The sequence below is a fragment of the Azospirillum sp. A26 genome, from assembly GCF_042604635.1.
In the GTDB taxonomy this organism is placed as follows: Bacteria; Pseudomonadota; Alphaproteobacteria; order Azospirillales; family Azospirillaceae; genus Azospirillum; species Azospirillum palustre.
Genome location: NZ_CP170473.1, coordinates 1,372,545 through 1,389,676 on the forward strand (window position 1 = coordinate 1,372,545; position 17,132 = coordinate 1,389,676).

At 69.2% G+C, this 17,132-nt stretch carries 15 protein-coding genes; 4 read left to right on the plus strand and 11 right to left on the minus strand.

Going from position 1 to position 17,132, the window contains the following annotated elements:
• Positions 1–14: 14 nt before the first annotated feature.
• Genes ABNQ39_RS20060 through ABNQ39_RS20075 form a run of 4 tightly spaced genes read right to left on the minus strand, consistent with a single transcriptional unit; the run spans position 15 to position 4,456 of the window.
• Positions 15–1,697 carry a methyl-accepting chemotaxis protein gene (locus ABNQ39_RS20060; RefSeq protein WP_376960005.1) on the minus strand — a complete coding sequence of 561 codons (1,683 nt, stop codon included), beginning with the start codon at positions 1,695–1,697 and terminating at the stop codon, positions 15–17.
• 55 nt (positions 1,698–1,752) lie between these two features.
• Positions 1,753–2,427 carry a chemotaxis protein CheW gene (locus tag ABNQ39_RS20065; RefSeq protein WP_376960006.1) on the minus strand — a complete coding sequence of 225 codons (675 nt, stop codon included), beginning with the start codon at positions 2,425–2,427 and terminating at the stop codon, positions 1,753–1,755.
• Entirely contained in the window at positions 2,427–3,896 is a 1,470-nt protein-coding gene (locus ABNQ39_RS20070; protein ID WP_376960007.1) for a CheR family methyltransferase, read from the minus strand. The genes ABNQ39_RS20065 and ABNQ39_RS20070 overlap by 1 nt, the downstream gene beginning before the upstream one ends.
• Entirely contained in the window at positions 3,893–4,456 is a 564-nt protein-coding gene (locus ABNQ39_RS20075) for a chemotaxis protein CheW (RefSeq protein ID WP_376960008.1), read from the minus strand. The genes ABNQ39_RS20070 and ABNQ39_RS20075 overlap by 4 nt, the downstream gene beginning before the upstream one ends.
• Before the next feature lie 226 nt (positions 4,457–4,682).
• Here ABNQ39_RS20075 and ABNQ39_RS20080 point away from each other — a divergent pair, with 226 nt between their 5' ends.
• Entirely contained in the window at positions 4,683–5,150 is a 468-nt protein-coding gene (locus ABNQ39_RS20080) for a MaoC family dehydratase (protein WP_376960009.1), read from the plus strand.
• Between the two features lie 76 nt (positions 5,151–5,226).
• Here the strand turns inward: ABNQ39_RS20080 and ABNQ39_RS20085 are convergent, their stop codons facing one another.
• Positions 5,227–6,138 (minus strand): response regulator, encoded by a 912-nt coding sequence (locus ABNQ39_RS20085; RefSeq protein ID WP_376960010.1) that lies wholly within the window; start codon positions 6,136–6,138, stop codon positions 5,227–5,229.
• Entirely contained in the window at positions 6,135–9,632 is a 3,498-nt protein-coding gene (locus ABNQ39_RS20090) for a hybrid sensor histidine kinase/response regulator (protein WP_376960011.1), read from the minus strand. Before ABNQ39_RS20090 ends, ABNQ39_RS20085 begins: the two co-directional genes overlap by 4 nt.
• A 152-nt stretch (positions 9,633–9,784) precedes the next feature.
• Between ABNQ39_RS20090 and ABNQ39_RS20095 the strand changes: the two genes are divergently transcribed.
• The gene (locus ABNQ39_RS20095) at positions 9,785–10,159 is read left to right on the plus strand and encodes a DUF1636 domain-containing protein (RefSeq protein ID WP_376960012.1); all 375 of its coding nucleotides are present in this window, start codon (positions 9,785–9,787) and stop codon (positions 10,157–10,159) included.
• Between the two features lie 27 nt (positions 10,160–10,186).
• On the opposite strand, the gene ABNQ39_RS20100 is transcribed toward ABNQ39_RS20095, so the two are convergent.
• Positions 10,187–10,660 carry a hypothetical protein gene (locus ABNQ39_RS20100; RefSeq protein ID WP_376960013.1) on the minus strand — a complete coding sequence of 158 codons (474 nt, stop codon included), beginning with the start codon at positions 10,658–10,660 and terminating at the stop codon, positions 10,187–10,189.
• 137 nt (positions 10,661–10,797) lie between these two features.
• Positions 10,798–11,376 (minus strand): TetR/AcrR family transcriptional regulator, encoded by a 579-nt coding sequence (locus ABNQ39_RS20105; RefSeq protein WP_376960014.1) that lies wholly within the window; start codon positions 11,374–11,376, stop codon positions 10,798–10,800.
• A 221-nt stretch (positions 11,377–11,597) separates the two neighbouring features.
• Between ABNQ39_RS20105 and ABNQ39_RS20110 the strand changes: the two genes are divergently transcribed.
• On the plus strand, positions 11,598–11,855 hold the full coding sequence (locus tag ABNQ39_RS20110) for a hypothetical protein (protein WP_376960015.1): 258 nt from the start codon (positions 11,598–11,600) through the stop codon (positions 11,853–11,855).
• A 41-nt stretch (positions 11,856–11,896) separates the two neighbouring features.
• Here the strand turns inward: ABNQ39_RS20110 and ABNQ39_RS20115 are convergent, their stop codons facing one another.
• From ABNQ39_RS20115 to ABNQ39_RS20125, 3 genes are all read right to left on the minus strand, one after another.
• Complete coding sequence (locus ABNQ39_RS20115; RefSeq protein ID WP_376960016.1) at positions 11,897–13,201, minus strand: hemolysin family protein; 1,305 nt, start codon at positions 13,199–13,201, stop codon at positions 11,897–11,899.
• Positions 13,202–13,228: 27 nt separating this feature from the next.
• Positions 13,229–13,900 (minus strand): exopolysaccharide biosynthesis protein, encoded by a 672-nt coding sequence (locus tag ABNQ39_RS20120; RefSeq protein WP_376960017.1) that lies wholly within the window; start codon positions 13,898–13,900, stop codon positions 13,229–13,231.
• Positions 13,901–14,186: 286 nt separating this feature from the next.
• A complete protein-coding gene (locus tag ABNQ39_RS20125) occupies positions 14,187–14,618 on the minus strand; it encodes a response regulator (protein WP_376960018.1) in 432 nt (143 codons plus the stop codon).
• Between the two features lie 248 nt (positions 14,619–14,866).
• Between ABNQ39_RS20125 and ABNQ39_RS20130 the strand changes: the two genes are divergently transcribed.
• Positions 14,867–17,020, plus strand: coding sequence for an ATP-binding protein (locus ABNQ39_RS20130; protein ID WP_376960019.1), 2,154 nt, complete (start codon positions 14,867–14,869; stop codon positions 17,018–17,020).
• Positions 17,021–17,132 lie beyond the last annotated feature (112 nt).

Sequence of the window (17,132 nt, forward strand, 5' to 3'; positions counted from 1 at the left end):
TCGGCGGTGCATCGTCACACCTGATAGTTCCGCACCGCCTCGACCAGACCCTGGCCGAGGTTGTTCAGGTTGGCGGCGGCGCCTTCCAGCTGGCGGGTGCCGGCCGCCGTCTGGCTGCTCGCCTCGCGGATGTTCTGGAGCGCCTGGATCACCTGCTCCAGGCCGATCTGCTGCTGGTTGGTGCCGGCGACGATCTGCTGGAAGGCCAGCACGCTCTCCTGGATGTTCTCGGCCATGGTGCGGATGGTCGACTGGGTAGCGTCGGTCTGGCGCTTGCCGGCGGCGACGCGCTTGACCGCCTCCTCCGTCAGCATCACCGAGGCGTTGATGCCGTGCTGGATCTCCGACAGGTTGGAGCGGACCTGGGAGGTCGCCTCCTTCGACTGGTCGGCCAGGCTCTTGATCTCGCCGGCGACGATGGAGAAGGTGCGGCCATGCTCGCCGGCCGCCGCCGCCTCGATGGCGGCGTTGAGCGCCAGCAGGTGGCAGCGCTCGGCGATGTCGTTCACCGTCACGATGATCTCGCCGATGGCTTGGGTGCGCTCGGACAGCATGACGATGTTCTCGGCCACCGCCTCGGCCTGCTCGCGGATGGCGTCCATCGCCTGGATGGTGTCGTCCACCGCCTTCATGCCGGAATGGCTGGAGGCCGCCACCGTCTGGGCGCCGTGGGAAACGTCCTGGGCGCGGCGGTTGATCTGGGCGCCGGACTCGGTGATCTCCGACAGGGTCGCCGTGGTCTGCTCCACCGCCGCCAGCTGTTCGGCGACGCTGGCCGACTGCTGCTGGGTCGAGGCGCGAATCTGGGCGGTGGCGGCGTGGACGCTCTCGGCCGTCTCCCGCGTGGTGCGGGCCATCGACTTCAGCCGGCCAGCCATTTCGTTCAGATGCTGGCCGAGGACGGCGAGTTCGTCCTTGCCGGCGATCATGATCTCCTGCGTCAGGTCGCCATGGCCGACCTTGGTGACGAAGTCGATGGCGCGGCCGAGCCGGCGGGTGATGGAGCTGCCGATGGTGTAGGCCACCCCGACCGCGATCAGGAAGACGGCCACCAGCGCGATGACCGAGGACTGGATGGCGGAGTTGTAGATCGCCCGGATGTCGTCGCGGCCGGCGGCAGTCAGATGATCGATGGCGGTCTGGGCGGCGTCGATGCGCTGCTCCATCACCTTGCGCAACTGGTCCACCTGCTGGCGGTGCTGGAGCGCCTCGGTGACCTGATTGCGCTCCAGCAGGGTGTAGATGGTCCGCGCCTCGTCGCCCACCGCGCCGATGGCGCGGTTCATCTCGGTCACCGAGGTGTCCAGCTCCACCCAGCCCTTGCGGCGGCTGTCGGTCACGCTGTTCTGCGAGCGTTCGGCGACCATCGAGCGCAGCTTGCCCAGCGTCTCGCGCAGCTTCTGCCCGGTCTGTTCATATTGGCTGCGCATCGGCGCCATGATGGCCGGGATGTCGGCGGCCCGCCCCTCGGCATTGGCGACCGACACCGCGTTCAGCGCCGATTCGCGGGTGCTGCGCAGCTCCGCCTGATAGTTGCCGACCTGCACCACCATGTCGGCGGCCTCGGTGTCGTAGCTGGACACCGCCATGATCACCGACAGCGCGTCGGAGAAGCGCGACATCTGGTAGAGCGCCAGCAATGCGGTCAGGACACAGACGATGCCGAATCCCAGGACCAGCTTGTGTGCGACTTTCATGTTCATTCTTCCACTCCGGCCCCAGGCGGTTTTTTTAAGGTGGATCGGACGCTTTTCAGGTCTTCACGAGGTCGAGCAATGCCGCCATGTCGAGGATCGCCATGCGGTCCGCAGTGATCGCCCGGACCAGCGGCCCGGCCTCCGCCGGGACGGAGGTCCGCGGCAGCACGATGTCGGCCACCCGTTCGACCTCGTGCAGGCGCAGGGCGGCCGGACGGCCGGTGCCGGTGCGCAGGACGATGGCGTAGCCGGCATGGCCGGGCCGGTCGATCACGGCGGAGGCATGCGTCCCGCTGCACAGGCTGTCGAGATCGAACAGCCGCATCACCTTGCCGGCGACGGCGATCACGCCGAGGATTGCGGGCGGCGCCCCCGGCACCCGGGCCAGCCGCGGCATCGGCACGATATGGCCGAGATGGCGCAGTTCCAGCCCATAGAGGGTCTCGGCACCGCGGGCGACCAGCATCGGCGTGCCGGTGCCCGCCTCGTCGTCGCGCTGCGGGACTTCGGCCAGCTCCTCGGCCCGGCGGGCCAGCACGGCGTCGGCCCAGGGACCGCGGCCGGCGAAGGTCGCCTCCAGATCGGCGCTGCGGTGCGCCACTTTGTCGCGCACCGCGTCCCAGTCGATGGAGGCCCGGACCGAGCCCCGGTTGGCGGCACGGTCGGGCGATGCGCTGTCGAGGGCCGCGATGAGCGGTGCGGCCCCGGCGCCGGCAAGCGTCTCGTCCATCAGCCCTCCTCACCGGTCAGCCAGAGGTCCAGCATGCCGCGCAGCTCCTGCACGGTCAGGCCGCCGCCTTCCGTCACCGCCTCGCCGTCGGCGCGGTTCTCCAGCGCCTCGCGCGCGTTGCGGAAATGACGCTGGGCCGGGACCAGCCGGCCGCGCCGCCAATAGGCCAAGGCCAGATGATAGTCGGCCAGGACGAAGCGCGGGTCGAGATAGAGCGCCCGCTTGAAGGCCGCCACCGGGTCGCCGACGCCCAGCTCCTCCTCCACCAGACCGAGCTGGTAGTGGGCGGCGGGGTCGAGCCGCTGCGCCTCGACCCGTGCCAGGCAGGCTTCCAGCTGCGAGGAGCGCTCGCTGGCTTCGGCTGCATCCGGCGGAGCGGGCACACCGGACGAGGGAGAGGCGGACGAGGGGGACGCGGACTGGGGGGAAGCAGGCGAGCGGGATTGCGGGCCGGCGGATTGCGAGGCGGCATCGGCTGCGGATCGCGGCGCAGGCTTCGCCGGGGCTCTCGCGGCGCGGCGCGGTGCTGCCGCCAGGGTCAGCGCGGCCGCCGCCGGGCTCGGGGTGGCCTTGCGGTTGACCGCGGTCGTGACGGGCGGTTCGGCCTGCTTGCGGTAGAGGGTGGCGCCGGGGACCGACACCGGGATGAACAGCTCGTTCATCTGCGGCCCGGCCTCGGCATGGCCGACCACCAGCCAGCCGCCGTCGGCCAGCGCCTTGTGCAGGTTGCCGAGCAGCCGGTGCCGCGTCGCCTCGTCGAAATAGATCATGACGTTGCGGCACAGGATGATGTCGAAATGTCCGATCCCGTGCGGGTAGGAGGGAATCGCCCCTTCCACGAGGTTGAAGGGCATGAAGGTCGTCCATTGCCGGTATTTCGGCTTCACCGACCACAGCCTGTCCTGGCGGTCGAAGCAGGCCTCCAGCGTTTCCGGCGACAGGCCGCGCACCGCCCAGTCGCCATAGGCACCGCGCCGCGCCTGCTCCAGGAAGGCGTTGTTGATGTCGGTGCCGACGATGTGGACCTGCCAACCCTCCAGCTGGCTGGCAAAATGCTGCTTGAGCAGGATTTCGATGGTGTAGGCTTCCGGCCCGATGGAGCAGCCGGCGCTCCAGATCCGCAGCAGGCGGCTCGACTGGTTGCGGCGGATGCATTCGGGGATGGCGACGGCACGCAGCGCGTCGAACTGCTCGATGTAGCGGAAGAAGAAGGTCTCCCCCACCGCCAGCTCGTTGATCAGTCCCTGATATTCCGCGCCGCCCGGCCCCTCCGCCTCCAATGCGGCCAGATAGCCGGCGACGGTGGTGACGGTGCCGAAGGGCAGCCGGCGGTTGATCCGCTCGGCGAAGGCGGCGTCCTTGTCGGCGTAATAGGCAAGGCCGGTGGCATCGATCACCATCGCCTTCAGGCGCGGGAAATGCGGGTCGCGGCGGATCGCCTCGATGGTTGCGGCAGGGTTGGCCATCATCCGGCACCGTTTCCGGGGGATGCCTCGTCGCTTGCCTCGGCGGGAAGTTGCCACTGCGCCAGACGGCGCTCCGCCGACGCCCGGAAGGCATCGAGCAGCCGGCCCTCCGCCTCGCTCAGCAGCCGGTCGGGCTGGAGCAGGGTCACGCTGCCGCCGCGGCCGGTCACCCGGTCCGGGAAGGCACCGGCGGCACAGCCGTTGAAGCTCAGCGCCGGGTCGGACTGCGTGCGCTCCGCCGGTTCCACCAGCGTGTCGCCGTGGACCTGATCGGCCAGCAGCGCTGCCGGCCGCCCCTGCCAGGTGACGAGGAGGAGCGGCGAATAGAGGCCGGGCGCCGGGGCGCCTGCAACAGAATCGAAGGGCACGAGATCGAGCAGGACATCCAGGCGCAGAACCGGCACCATCTCTCCCTGGTAGCGGAAAACCCCCTCCACCGGCAGCGGCGCGGTCGGCAGCCGCTCCAGCCGCGGCAACGGCAAAAAGCGCCGCACGGCTTCCACCGGCAGCGCCAGGGTTTGCCCGGCAACCGAAAACACGACGCAACGGAATGGCGGCGGCATCGACGTGCCTTGGGAGGTACTGTGCGCAGGGAGTGGTGACATCCGTCCGTCGATGGTCTGGAATCCGACCGGGAACATGCCCGATCACGACCGGAATGCGAATAACGCCAACGGTTTACGACGTAGGACCTATGCCCTGGCCGTGACGTCCCTGCCCTTTGCCGGATGCGGCGGGCGGGCTACTCTCCGGTAACGACAAGACCTGACCACTGGGAGACACGAAACGATGACCGGCCGCCATTTCGAGGATTTCCGCATCGGCGAGGTGTTCGACTCGGAAGGGGCGACCCTGACCGAGAGCCAGATCATGGATTTCGCCCTGCGCTTCGACCCGCAGCCCTTCCACATCGACATGGTCGCGGCGGCGGACGGGCCGTTCCAGGGGCTGATCGCCAGCGGCTTCCACACGCTGTCGCTGACCTTCCGGCTGTTCCGCGACATCGGGCTGATCACCGGCACCAGCCTGGGCGGATCGGGGATGGACGAGCTGCGCTGGCTGCGGCCGGTGCGGCCCGGCGACACCATCCGCGTCCGGGTGGAGGTGGTGGAGACGATCCCGTCGCGCCGCGGCGGCCGTGGCACGGTGCGGCTGGCCTACACCACGCTGAACCAGCGCGGCGAACCGGTGATGATCTGCATCATGAACCACATCATCGCCGGACGCAGCGGCGCGGAGCCGACGGTCGAGGTCTGACCGCCGTTCGGTGGGCGTGACGGCCCCAGTGGCGGCCCCAGTGGCGGCCCCGGTGACGGGGCCAGTGGCGGACCCCTCACCCCCGCGCGGCCAGGGTGCGGATCGCCAGCGCGGCGGCGGAGGCGCGGTTTTCCACCCCCAGCTTGGTGAAGACCTGCTCCAGATGCTTGTTCACCGTGCGCGGGCTGATGCCCAGGATCTCGCCGATGTCGCGGTTGGGCTTGCCGTTGGCGATCCACAGCAAAACCTCCGCCTCGCGCGCGGTGAGACCGAGAGCGTCGCGCAGCACCGCCTCCTGCCGGCCGGCGGTCGGTTCGCTGAGGCGGAACAGATACTCGTCGGGGGCGGCCGGGCTGAGATAGGTGAACTCCAGCCGCCGCACGCCCTCGCCGTCCGGCAGCTCCGCCGTGAAGGTCTCCGCCGATCCGCCGGGGGAGGCCGTCCGGCGCAGGCCGGCCAGACCGGCGGCCAGGGCGGAGGCCGCTTCGGGGGGCATGCAGGCCAGCAGCCGCTCCGCCTGCGGGGTGCACCACAGCAGCCTGCCCTCCCCGTCCGTCGCCAGCAGGAAGCGACCGGTGGCGTCGAGCGCGGCGCGGGCGGCGTAGGCGACGCGGGCGTTGGTCAGGTGGACGCGGATGCGGGCGATCAGCTCGTCCACCACGATGGGCTTGGTGACGTAATCGACGCCGCCGGCCTCCAGCCCCTTCACCACATGCTCGGTCTCGCTGAGGCCGGTCATGAAGATGACGGGGATGTGCGACAAATGGGGGATCTGCTTCAGCCGGCGGCAGGTCTCGAAGCCGTCGAGGCCGGGCATCACCGCGTCCATCAGGATCAGGTTCGGCGTGATCTGGCCGACCAGTTCCAGCGCGCTCTCGCCATCGATGGCGACCAGCACGGTCAGGTCGGCCTGTTCGATGGCCTCCGTCAGGAATCCCAGCGTGTCGGGGGTGTCGTCCACCACCAGGATCATGTCGCGGCGCTTCATCCGGTCACGGCCCCGTCTTCTGCCAGATCATCTTCGGCCCGCTCAGTGTCGCTCTGCACTGGTTCTCCCTGGGCAGCGTCGCGCTGCGCCACTGCCTCGTCCACCGCACGCATATACCCTTTCAGGTCGAAGGCGCGCACCAGCGTTCGCAGCCGTTCGACGAAGGACGTTGCGGCGGCGTCTTCCGCCTCGATCTCGCGCAGCTTGGCCTCGATCCCGCGAATATAGCCGATCCGGCCGAGCTGGCGCAGGTCGTCGAGATGACGCAGCGCCGACTCCGGCGGGCCGGATGCCAGCGGTGGGGCGGACGGCGGGGCGGGTACGGGGACTTGATCGGCCGGCAGCGCGGGCGGCGCAAGCGGTTCCGCCGGTTTTTCCACCGCATGGATCCATTCGAGCCCGGTCAGCGCCTGGAGCCGGTCGAGCAGCGCGTGGATTTCGATGGGCTTGGCGACGAAGGCGTCGTGCGGCGCCCGGCCGTCGCCCGGCCCCTGCGCCTCGTAGGCGTTGGCGGAGACCATGATGATGCGGATGCGGTCGGCGAACTGCCGGCGCAAGCCCTCCGCCACGTCCCAGCCGCTCTCGCCCGGCATCGAGATGTCGAGCATGGCGACGTCGGGCTTGCACTGTGCCGCCAGCTCCAGGCAGGTGGCGGCGTCGGATGCGGTGAACAGCACGAAGCCCAGCGGGCGCAGGATGTCGGTCATCAGCGCGAGATGGTCGCGGTCGTCGTCGGCCAGCAGGATGGTGATCTGCGGCCCGGCATAGCCGGTGATGGCGCGGCGCTCCGCCTGCTCGCCCGGCCGGTGCATCGCCTCCGACAAAAGCAGGCGGACGGTGAAGACGCTGCCCTCCCCCGCCTTGCTGCGCAGCGCGATGTCGCCGCCCATGATCCGGGTCAGCACCCGCGTGATGGTCAGGCCGAGCCCGGTGCCGGCCACCGCCCGCACCGCCGCCCCGCGCCCGCGCTCGAACGGTTCGAAGACGCGGTCGAGATCCTCCTCGCGGATGCCGATGCCGCTGTCGGCGATCTCGAACTCGGCGATCTGGCTGCGGTAGCGCACGGTCAGGGCGACATGGCCGCTCTCGGTGTATTTCACCGCGTTCGACAGCAGGTTGATCAGGATCTGGCGCAGGATCTTGCTGTCGGTGTGGACCCAGGCCGGCAGGTGGGGCACGCGGGCATAGCGGAACTCCAGCCCCTTGGCGGCGGCCTGGATGCGGAACATGTCGGCCAGCTGGTCGAGGAAGTCGATCAGCTGCACCTTGTCGCGGCTGAGCCGGCGCAGGCCCGACTCGATCTTGGAGATGTCGAGCAGGCCGTCGATCAGGTTCGACAGATGCTCGGCACTGCGGCGGATGACGCGGACGGCGTCCTGCGGGCGCTGGGTGCTGTTGCTCTCCAGCAGCTGGGCATAGCCGGAGATGGCGTTCAGCGGCGCCCGGATCTCGTGGCTGACGCCGATAATGTAGCGGCTCTTGGCGGCGTTGGCGGCCTCCGCCACCTCCTTGGCCTTCTGGAGGGCGGCGTCGGTGCGTTCGTGGGCGGCGATCTCGTCCATCAGCATGGCGGTCTGCCGGCCGGTCTCCTCCTCCGCCTTGCGGCGGCTCTCATGGGCCAGCACCAGGAGCCAGGCGGCGACGCCGGAGAGGATGAACAGGCAGACGAAGACGGAGCCCAGCGCCGTGTGGATCGCCGCCCGCTCCGCCGCCTCGGCATTGGCGTACTGGAAATCGATGACCACCAGCACCCCGCCCAGCACCAGCGAGAACAGCGTCATCACCCCGATGAAATGGCCGGTGCGGGTGTGGACGCCGGCCGCCATCCGCTTCGGCAGCACCCGTTGCAGGCTGCGGGCGATCTGGTCGGCGAAGCGGCTGTCGGTCTTGCACAGATCGTGGCAGCGCGCCTCCAGAGTGCAGCAGAGCGAGCAGATCGGCGCGTCGTAGGCCGGGCAGAAGGCCATGTCCTGCCGTTCGAACGGGTTCTCGCAGATCGAGCAGCGGATGGTCGCGGCGTCGCCCGGCAGCTTGTCGGACCTGCGGGCGATGTAGTAGCGCCCCCCGGTCCTCCAGGCGATCAGCGGGGCGGCGGCGAAGGCGACGACCAGCCCGATGAAGGGGGCCAGCGCCTGCGCCACCGGCCCAAGCAGCCCGAAGAAGGCGGTGGTGGAGCACAGGACCGACAGGCCCATGGCGCCGGTGCCGACGGGGTTGATGTCGTAGAGGTGGGCGCGCTTGAACTCGATCCCCGGCGGGCTGAATCCCAAGGGCTTGTTGACGGCCAGATCGGCGGCGACCGCCCCCAGCCAGCCCACCGCGACGTTGGCGTAGAGGCCGAGGATGCTCTCGATCACGCCGAGGATGCCGATCTCCATCAGCAGCAGGGCGAGCAGCACGTTGAACACCAGCCAGACGACGCGGCCGGGGTGGCTGCGGGTCAGGCGGGAGAAGAAGTTCGACCAGGCGATGGAGCCGGCATAGGCGTTGGTGACGTTGATCTTCATCTGGCAGACGACGACGAAGATGCCGGTCAGCGCCAGCGCCGCGGCGGGCGAGCCGAACACGTCGAGGAAGGCCATGTGGTACAGGCTGTTGGGCTGCACCGCGTCCTCCAGCGGCAGCCCGTGCTTGATGGCGAGGAAGGCCAGCAGCGATCCCGCCGCCAGCTTCAGGCTGCCGATCAGCACCCAGCCCGGCCCGCCGGCCAGCATCGCCGCCCACCAGCGGACCTTGCCGATGCGGGCCTGCGAGGGCAGGAAGCGCAGATAGTCGACCTGCTCGCCGATCTGCGGCAGCAGCGACAGCAGGACCGACGCCGCCATGCCGAAGGGCAGCAGCGACAGCCCGCCGTCCGGCGCGTAGACGCCCGGCAGCGAGGTCCATTGCGCCAGCGTCTCGCTGTCGAGCAGGAAGAAATAGGCCAGCGGCACGCATTGCAGCAGGATCCACACCGGCTGCGTCGCCCATTGCATGCGGCTGATGAAGCGGATGCCGTAGACGGCGATGGGGATCACCGCCAGCGAGCTGATGACATGAGCAACCGCGGCCGGGATGCCCAGCACCATGGTCAGCCCGGCCGACATGATGCTGGCCTCGATGGAGAACAGGATGAAGGTGAAGGAGGCGTAGACCAGCGAGGTGATGGTCGAGCCGAGATAGCCGAAGCCGGCGCCGCGGGCCAGCAGGTCGATGTCCACACCGGCCTTGGCCGCATGGTAGGTGATCGGCAACCCGACCAGGATGCTGAGAACCGCCACCGCCAGGATAGCGGCCATGGCGTTCTCGAAGCCGTAGGTCAGGGTGACGGCGGCGCCGAGCGCCTCGCAGGCCAGGAAGGAGATGGCGCCGAGTGCCGTGTTGGCGACGCGCCAGGCGCTCCACCGCCGCGCCCGTTCTGCGGTGTAGCGGAGCGCATAATCCTCCAGCGTCTGGTCGGCGGCGAGCTGGTTGTATTGCCGGCGTTCACGGACGATCCGTTGCCTCGCGCTCATGCCCGTCCGCCGTTCCCGCCCGTCGCCCCCGATGGCCCGCATCGTCGGGAGTTTCGGGGTGGTTGGCAAGCCGCAAGCGCGTTGACAGTCACCGGACCGGGCTCTAGCTGTCAGACCTCACGGTTCCCCCGAACAGTTTTGAAAGCCAGAGCATGACCGTCGAGCTTGTCGTCTGTGAGACCTGCCGCCGTCCGGAAGACCCGCCCGATGCCGTCCGGCCGGGGGCGGAGCTGGTGGCGCTGATGGAGCGGGCGCTGGCCGACAATCCCGATCTGGCCGCCGCGGTGCGTCTGCGCCCGATGCGCTGCCTGATGAGCTGCCGCCGCCCCTGCGCCGTCGCCGTGCGCTCCGCCGCGCGGATGAGCTATGTGCTGGGCGATTTCGCCCCGGACGAGATGACGGTGGAGACGCTGACCGCCTATCTGCGCGCCTATGCCGCCACCGAGGACGGCATCGTTCCGTTCAAGCAATGGCCCCAGGGCGTCAAGGGCCGCTTCATTTCCCGCCTGCCACCGCTGGAGGAGTGAACCGCTGCGTCCGGCGGGGGAGACGGTCTATTGCCGGCGCCGCGCCAGATGGACGATCTGGGCGGTCAGCCCGATGACGAGGAGGACCGCCAGCGCGCCTTGGGCGCCCAGCAGCAGCGGCGACTTCAGGTCGGTCCCCAGAGGGTGGCCGTCCGGGACCCGGCGCAGGATTTCGCTGACCGTCGGCACCATCAGCAGGAAGGCGCTGATGCTGAGGCAGACGGTCTCGACGTAGCGGGCCGCACGCCCCGCTGGTGCCCACCCGATCCCATAACCCGCAAGCAGCAGCAGGATGGTCACGGCGCCGATGCCGACGCTGACCGGCTGATGGGCGACGAGGAAAACCGTCGAGGCCCCGATCAGCATGGAGGCGAAATAGACAACACCGGGCACGGAACGCGGCACGATCCGGCCATGGCGGGCGAACATGTAGGCGGCTACGGGAATGGCCGGCAGACTGCCGAGTGTATGAACCCAGCCAATGGGAGAAATTCCGAACATCGGCGATTGCCTTTCAAGTCGAGAGCAGCGGGAGCGGAAGGGCCGGCAGGACAGGCCCCGCCTCATGGGAGTTAAAGCTACCTACTGGTTGGTAGGCATTGGGTCCGAGTGTTTGCCCAGCGGGCAAGGCCACGCTTTCAGGCGGCGATCCGCTCCAGCAGGGGACGGGTTATGGCGCCGAAGGCCGTGGCGTCGCCGTAGGCACGGGCCGACAGCATCGCGCCGTGTGTGGCCGCCATGAACATTTCGGCGTCGGCCCTGGCGTTTTCGGACAGGCGGAGGCGGCCTTGCGCGCCGCCGCGTTCGAGGACTCCCGTCAACCAGTCGGCGAGCCGGCGGAAATGTGCCCGCACTTCCGCGGCGACATCGTCCGGCAGAACCGGGATTTCGCCCGCGAGCAGCGCGCAGACACAGAAGGGGGCGGCCGTATCGGCGAAACACTTCTCCCAATAGCCGAGATAGGCGCGGAGCTGGTCCAGCGGATCGGGGACAAGCTGCTCCAGCTGGGCCAGTCCGTCCGAAGCCTCCTTGCGGTATTGCGCGACGAGCACTCGCACCAGATCCGATTTGCTTGGGAAATGATGGTGTATGCTCGCCGTACGGATGCCGACGACCTTGGAGATGTCGGCATAGCTGAAACTGTTGTAGCCGCCCCTGACGATGAGCGAGCGCGCACAGTCGAGAATGTCGGCGGCCCTGGTCGATTGCATGTTCATTCCTTAACCTACCAACTAGTAGGGAGCCTGTCAATAACGGAGTGAGACCGCTGGGGTGGCGGCTACAGAGGATGGCTTTGGAGAGCAGCCCCCAACCGGTACGCGGCACCTAAGCCCTTCCTCTGCCGCTGAAGGATGGGTTTGACAGACCAAGGTGGCGTTCCAATAATTGTTCGTCAGACCAACAGAGTTCGCCCTTTGCGGGCGAGGAGGAGCGCCCGATGAAGGTCGACCCCGAGGTCCTGAACTGCGCCACCGGCCTGTTGCACATGGCGCGCGAGGCGGAGCGGTCCAACGGCTGGGAGGCCGGCGACCTTCTGCGCACCACGTTGCGTCTATTGGTGGTGGCTGGCGCCGACGGCCATGGCTGGAACGCGAACGATCTGTCGGAGGAGGTCCGCGATCTGGTCGAGGCGGTGCGGATGACCAAGGGCGACGAAGGGGTGCGCTTCTGCGGCGGGAAGACGGCGCTGCATTGAGGGGGGCGCCTGCCTCTCCCGCTCCCACCCCTCCGCCCGGCTCAGCCCTCGGAAACCTCCGGGTTCAGCTGGATCAGCACCTTGTCGATGCGGCGGCCGTCCATGTCGACGACCTCGAAGCGGATGCCGTTCCAGTGGAAATGCTCGGCCGCGGTCGGGACATGGCCGAAATGGTCGAGCAGGAAGCCGGCGATGGTGTGGAAATCGCCCTCGCCCTTCATGTTCTTGACGCCGACCAGCGCCTCGACCTCTTCGACCGGGGTCATGCCGTCGACCAGCCAGCTGCCGTCCTCGCGCTGGACGGCGCCGGCCTCGCCTTCCTGGGTGCTGTCCGGCAGCTCGCCGGCGATGGCCTCCAGGATGTCGGTCATGGTGACCAGACCTTCGACGCTGCCATATTCGTCGACCACCACCGCCATATGGACGCTGGCCTGCTTGAACAGGTCGAGCAGACGGAAGACCGGCGTGCCGTCATGGACCACCAGCGGCTGGACCATCGCCGTCCGCAGGTCGAAGGAAATCCCCTTCAACGACTGGTCGAGCAGAGCCTTGGTCGCGACGATGCCCTGCACCTCGTCGACGTCGCCGCGGCAGACCGGGAAGCGGGAATAGCCGCTTTCGCAGATCTCGCGGGCCAGGGTTTCGGGGCTGTCGTCGATGTCGAGCCACATCAGGTCGGGGCGCGGGGTCATGATCGACCGCACCGTGCGGTCGGACAGGTGCATCACCCCCTCAATCATCTGGCGTTCGGCCGGCTCGAAGACGCCGCTCTGGGTGCCTTCGGCGATCAGGGTCTTGACCTCCTCCTCCGTCACCGTCTGCTCGCGCGAGGTCGGCAGGCGCAGCAGCTTCAGCACCGCGTCGCTCGACACGCCGAGCAGCCAGACCACCGGGGCCGACAGGCGCGACACCGTGCGCATCGGGGAGGCGACCAGTGAGGCGATCCGCTCCGACGAGATCAGCGCGACGCGCTTGGGCACCAGCTCGCCGATGATCAGCGAGAAATAGGTGATGGCGGCGACCACCAGGGCGAAGGCGACGGTGTGGCCGTAGGGCGCGATCCAGGCGACCTGTTCGTCCAGCACACCGCCGAGCCGTTCGGCCAGGGTGGAGCCGCCATAGGCGCCGGCGATGATGCCGGTCAGGCTGATGCCGACCTGAACGGTGGACAGGAAGCGGCTCGGATCCTCCGACAGCTCCAGGGCCGCGCGGGCACCGGCGCCGCCCTTTTCCTCGGCCATCTGCTGAAGCCGGGCGCGGCGCGCCGACACCAGCGCCATCTCCGACATCGCGAAGAAGGCGTTGAGCAGGATCAGCAGGACGATGACCAACAATTCCCAAATCATGGCTTTGTGCCCTTTGGGGGCGCTCCCTCAACCGATCAATTGTTGCGCCACGGCGACCGCCGCCTGCCCGAGACCGAGCAGGACGGCGGCGACGATGACGATGGCAAGAAGGCCGGCGACGAGGCCGGCCGACACGAACACTCCGTCGGATTCCATCAGCCCCAGCGCGATCAGCGCGATGGCGAGGGCGGGAGGCTGGTTTCCGAAGACGATGGGAAGGGACAGGATGACGGCCAGGACCACCACCGCCAGCCCGAGCAGCCGTTCGGCGGTCGGGCCGGCCATCGCCGGCAGGCGCGGGCGCAGATGGCGCTCCACCCGCTCCGCCCACGGCTTGGCCCGGCGGATGACGCCCAGGAAGGCCTTGCGGTCGAAGCTGGCCGCCAGCATGCGGCGGGGCAGCCAGGGGCCGTGCCGGCCCGCCGCCATCTGGGCGCCGAGCAGGATCATCGGCACGCCGGTGGCGGTCGACAGGCCGGGGACCGGCAGCACGTTGGGAATCGACAGGATCAGCAGCAGCGCGCCGAAGGCGCGGTCGCCCAGCGCGTCCATGATCTCGGCTAGCGAGATTTTAGAACGGTCCTCGCCGAGCGAGATCTTAGAGCGATCCCCGCCGGGCGGGGGGCTTGCCGGGGATGGATCGTCCGGATCGCAACCGCCGGACTCGGCGACGTCGCCGCGCGTCAGGAAGTCGTCCAACAAATCGGAAACGCGCGCGCAGGACCGGTCCGCGCCGGCGGGGCGTGCGTCATGCGACCTGGGGGACGACCCGGAAGGTCGATCTTTGCTCACGGCTCTCCCCGAGGCCGGAAACGGGATCGGAGCGGGCCGGGCGAAGGATGGAAGGAACCCATGGACCTTTCGCGTCACGGCGGCATCAGCCTTCCTTCTACAGCAAGGACGGCGAAAGCGCCAGAGCGGGTTGCGGTGCGCAACGGAGCCGGAACGGAGCCGCAAGGGAGCTGCGGTCCGCCGGTCCCGGCCGTCAGCGCTTCTGCATGGCGAAGGTCAGGCGCTTCATCAGGTCGGCCTTCGACACCGGCTTCACCAGATAGCCGGAGATGCCGTAGGCGATGGCGCGCTTCACCACGTCGGCCTCGCGATGGCCGGTCAGCACCAGCACCGGCAGGTCGGCCAGCGGGTTGCCGGTGGCGGTGCGCAGTGCGTGCAGCAGGTCCAGCCCGCCCATGCGCGGCATCTCCAGGTCGCAGATCACCAGGTCGATGTCCTCGCTGTTCACCCGCAGCATTTCGAGCGCCTTTATGCCGTCCGACGCCTCGAACACCGTGCGGAGCCCGATGTCGTGCAGCAGCCGGTAGATCAGCCTGCGGGTGAAGTCGTCATCCTCGACCAGCAGCACACCGAGATCGTGTATCGTCCGGACCTGGCGGGTCCGGTTGCCTGCCTCCACCACCATGACGCTCTCCGCTCCGCCAAAATTCTCCGGCCGCTATCGGCATGGCCGGCCCACACAGTTTTCTGACTACAGCATTGCACAGTCGTTAAAGGAATCGCTATGAGGTGGCGACAGAAAATGTTTCGCATGCCTTGTCTGCCCGACCGGCCCACATGGCCGGGCCCTCCAGCCGGGCAATGGCAATCGGCCCCGCGACCGCTTATCCTGCCCCCTCGCGCGCTCTTTCTTGAACCGACCGGGATCCGCCCTTGACCGCGCCGCCCTCCTCCCCAACGACGCTCTTCGGCGGCTCGCCCGATGCCGCGATGCTGGCCGCCGTGGTCGAGACCAGCGGGGCCGGCCTCGTCGTGTCCGACGCCACCCGGCCCGACCATCCCATCGTCTATTGCAACCGCGCCTTCCTCGACATGATCGGCTATGAGGCCGGCGAGGTGATCGGGCGGAACGGCGATTTCCTGCAAGGGCCGGACACCGATCCGGACACCGCGGCGGCGATCCGCGCCGCCTTGGCAGCGGCGCGGCCCCTGTCGGTGGAGGTGCTGAACTACCGCAAGGACGGCAGCGCCTTCTGGAACGCGCTGACCCTGCGGCCGGTGCCGGAAGCGGGGGGGCCGTCCGATGGCCGGGCGCGCTGGATCGCCGGCTCCTGCGCCGACGTGACCCAGAGCCGCCGGTCGCAGGAGGAGCTGCGCGCCGCCGAGGACCAGCTGACCCGGCTGGCGGCCGAGACCTTCGCCCTGGCGGAAAAGCTGGACGGCGCGCGCGAGGATGCGGAGGCCGCCCGCATCGCGGCGGAGAATGCCAGCAGCGCCAAGTCGCGTTTCCTGGCGATGATGAGCCACGAGCTGCGCACGCCGATGACCGCGGTGATCGGCATGGGCGACCTGCTGATGGGCACCGGGCTGAACGACCAGCAGAAGGCCTTCGTCAAGACGCTGCGGTCGTCGGCCGACACGCTGATGACCATCCTGAACGACGTGCTGGATTTCTCGAAGATCGAGGCTGGGCAGCTGACGCTGGAGGAGATCGACTTCTCCCTGCCGCGGCTGGTGGACGACGTGGTCCAGCTGTTCCTGGTGCGGGCGGCGGCCAAGGGGCTGAGCCTGTCGGCCTCCATCGCCGACGACACGCCGCGCCACATCCGCGGCGACCCGACCCGGCTGCGGCAGGTGCTGTTCAACCTCGTGTCGAATGCCATCAAATTCACCGACCGCGGCACCATCGAGATCGCCGTGTGGTCGCCCGATCCCCCTGCCGACCCGCCTGCCGATGCTGCGCCGGCCGACGCGCCGGTCACCCTACGGTTCGAGGTGGAGGACAACGGCATCGGCATGACGCCCGAACAGAGCGCCCGCCTGTTCGACGCCTTCGTCCAGGCCGACGTGTCGACCAGCCGCAAATATGGCGGCACCGGCCTGGGGCTGGCGATCTGCAAGCGGCTGGTGGAGGCGATGGGCGGCGAGATCACCGTCGCCAGCACGCCCGGCCGCGGCTCCACCTTCCGCTTCTCGATCCTCAGCCGGCTGGCGGAGGCGCCGCCGGTCGGCGAACTGGGGGCCCGCCCGGCGCTCGCCGGGGCGGCCGAGACGCCGGAGCCGACACGGGTGCCGCTGCGGCTGCTGCTGGCCGAGGACAACGACATCAACCGCATGCTGGTCGTCGCCATGATGACCCGCATCGGCCACCGGATCGACGCGGTGACCGATGGGCGGGCGGCGCTGGACGCGCTGGCGGCGACCGACTACGACGCGCTGATCCTCGACATGGAGATGCCGGTGCTCGACGGGCGGTCGACCGCGCGGGCGATCCGGCGGATGGACGGGCCGGTTGCGCGCATCCCCATCGTCGGGCTGTCGGCCGACGCCCTGCCGGAGCATCGCGACGGCCATCTGGCCGCCGGGCTCGATGCCTATCTGACCAAGCCGATCGACTGGGACCAGCTGAACGCCGTGCTGATCGATCTGGCGACCCGGCCGCAGGAGGGGCGCGTGGTGCCGGTGCCCAGCCGCCCGGCGGCCGAGGGCGGCCATTTCTCGGCCCTGCCGCTGGTCGACCGGGTGAAGCTGGCCGAACTGCGGCTGGCGCTGGGCGGCGAGGCGCTGGACGGCATGCTGCAACTGCTGCCGGAGACGGCGCTGCGCGAGCTGACGGCGATCCGGTCCGCCCTGCAGGCCGGCCGGCCGAAGGAGCTGAAGCAGGCGGCCCACACGCTGGCCGGGCTGGCCGCCAATTTCGGCACCCCGCGCATGGCCGCCATCGCCCGCGCCATCAACGACAGCTCCACCGACACCGACAAGGTCGCGGCCCTGCTGCCCCTGCTGGAAACCACCGTCGCCGCCACCAGCAGCCTGGTGCGCGATCAAGCGGACAGTATCCCCTCTCCCCCCCGGGGAGAGGGTTAGGGTGAGGGGGGCGCGGGGCAGGGATTCTCGAAAGGGCACACAGTGCATCCCCCTCACCCCGCCCCTCTCCCCGGGGGGGAGAGGGAGATTTTCTCAGGCATAGCGCATCCGC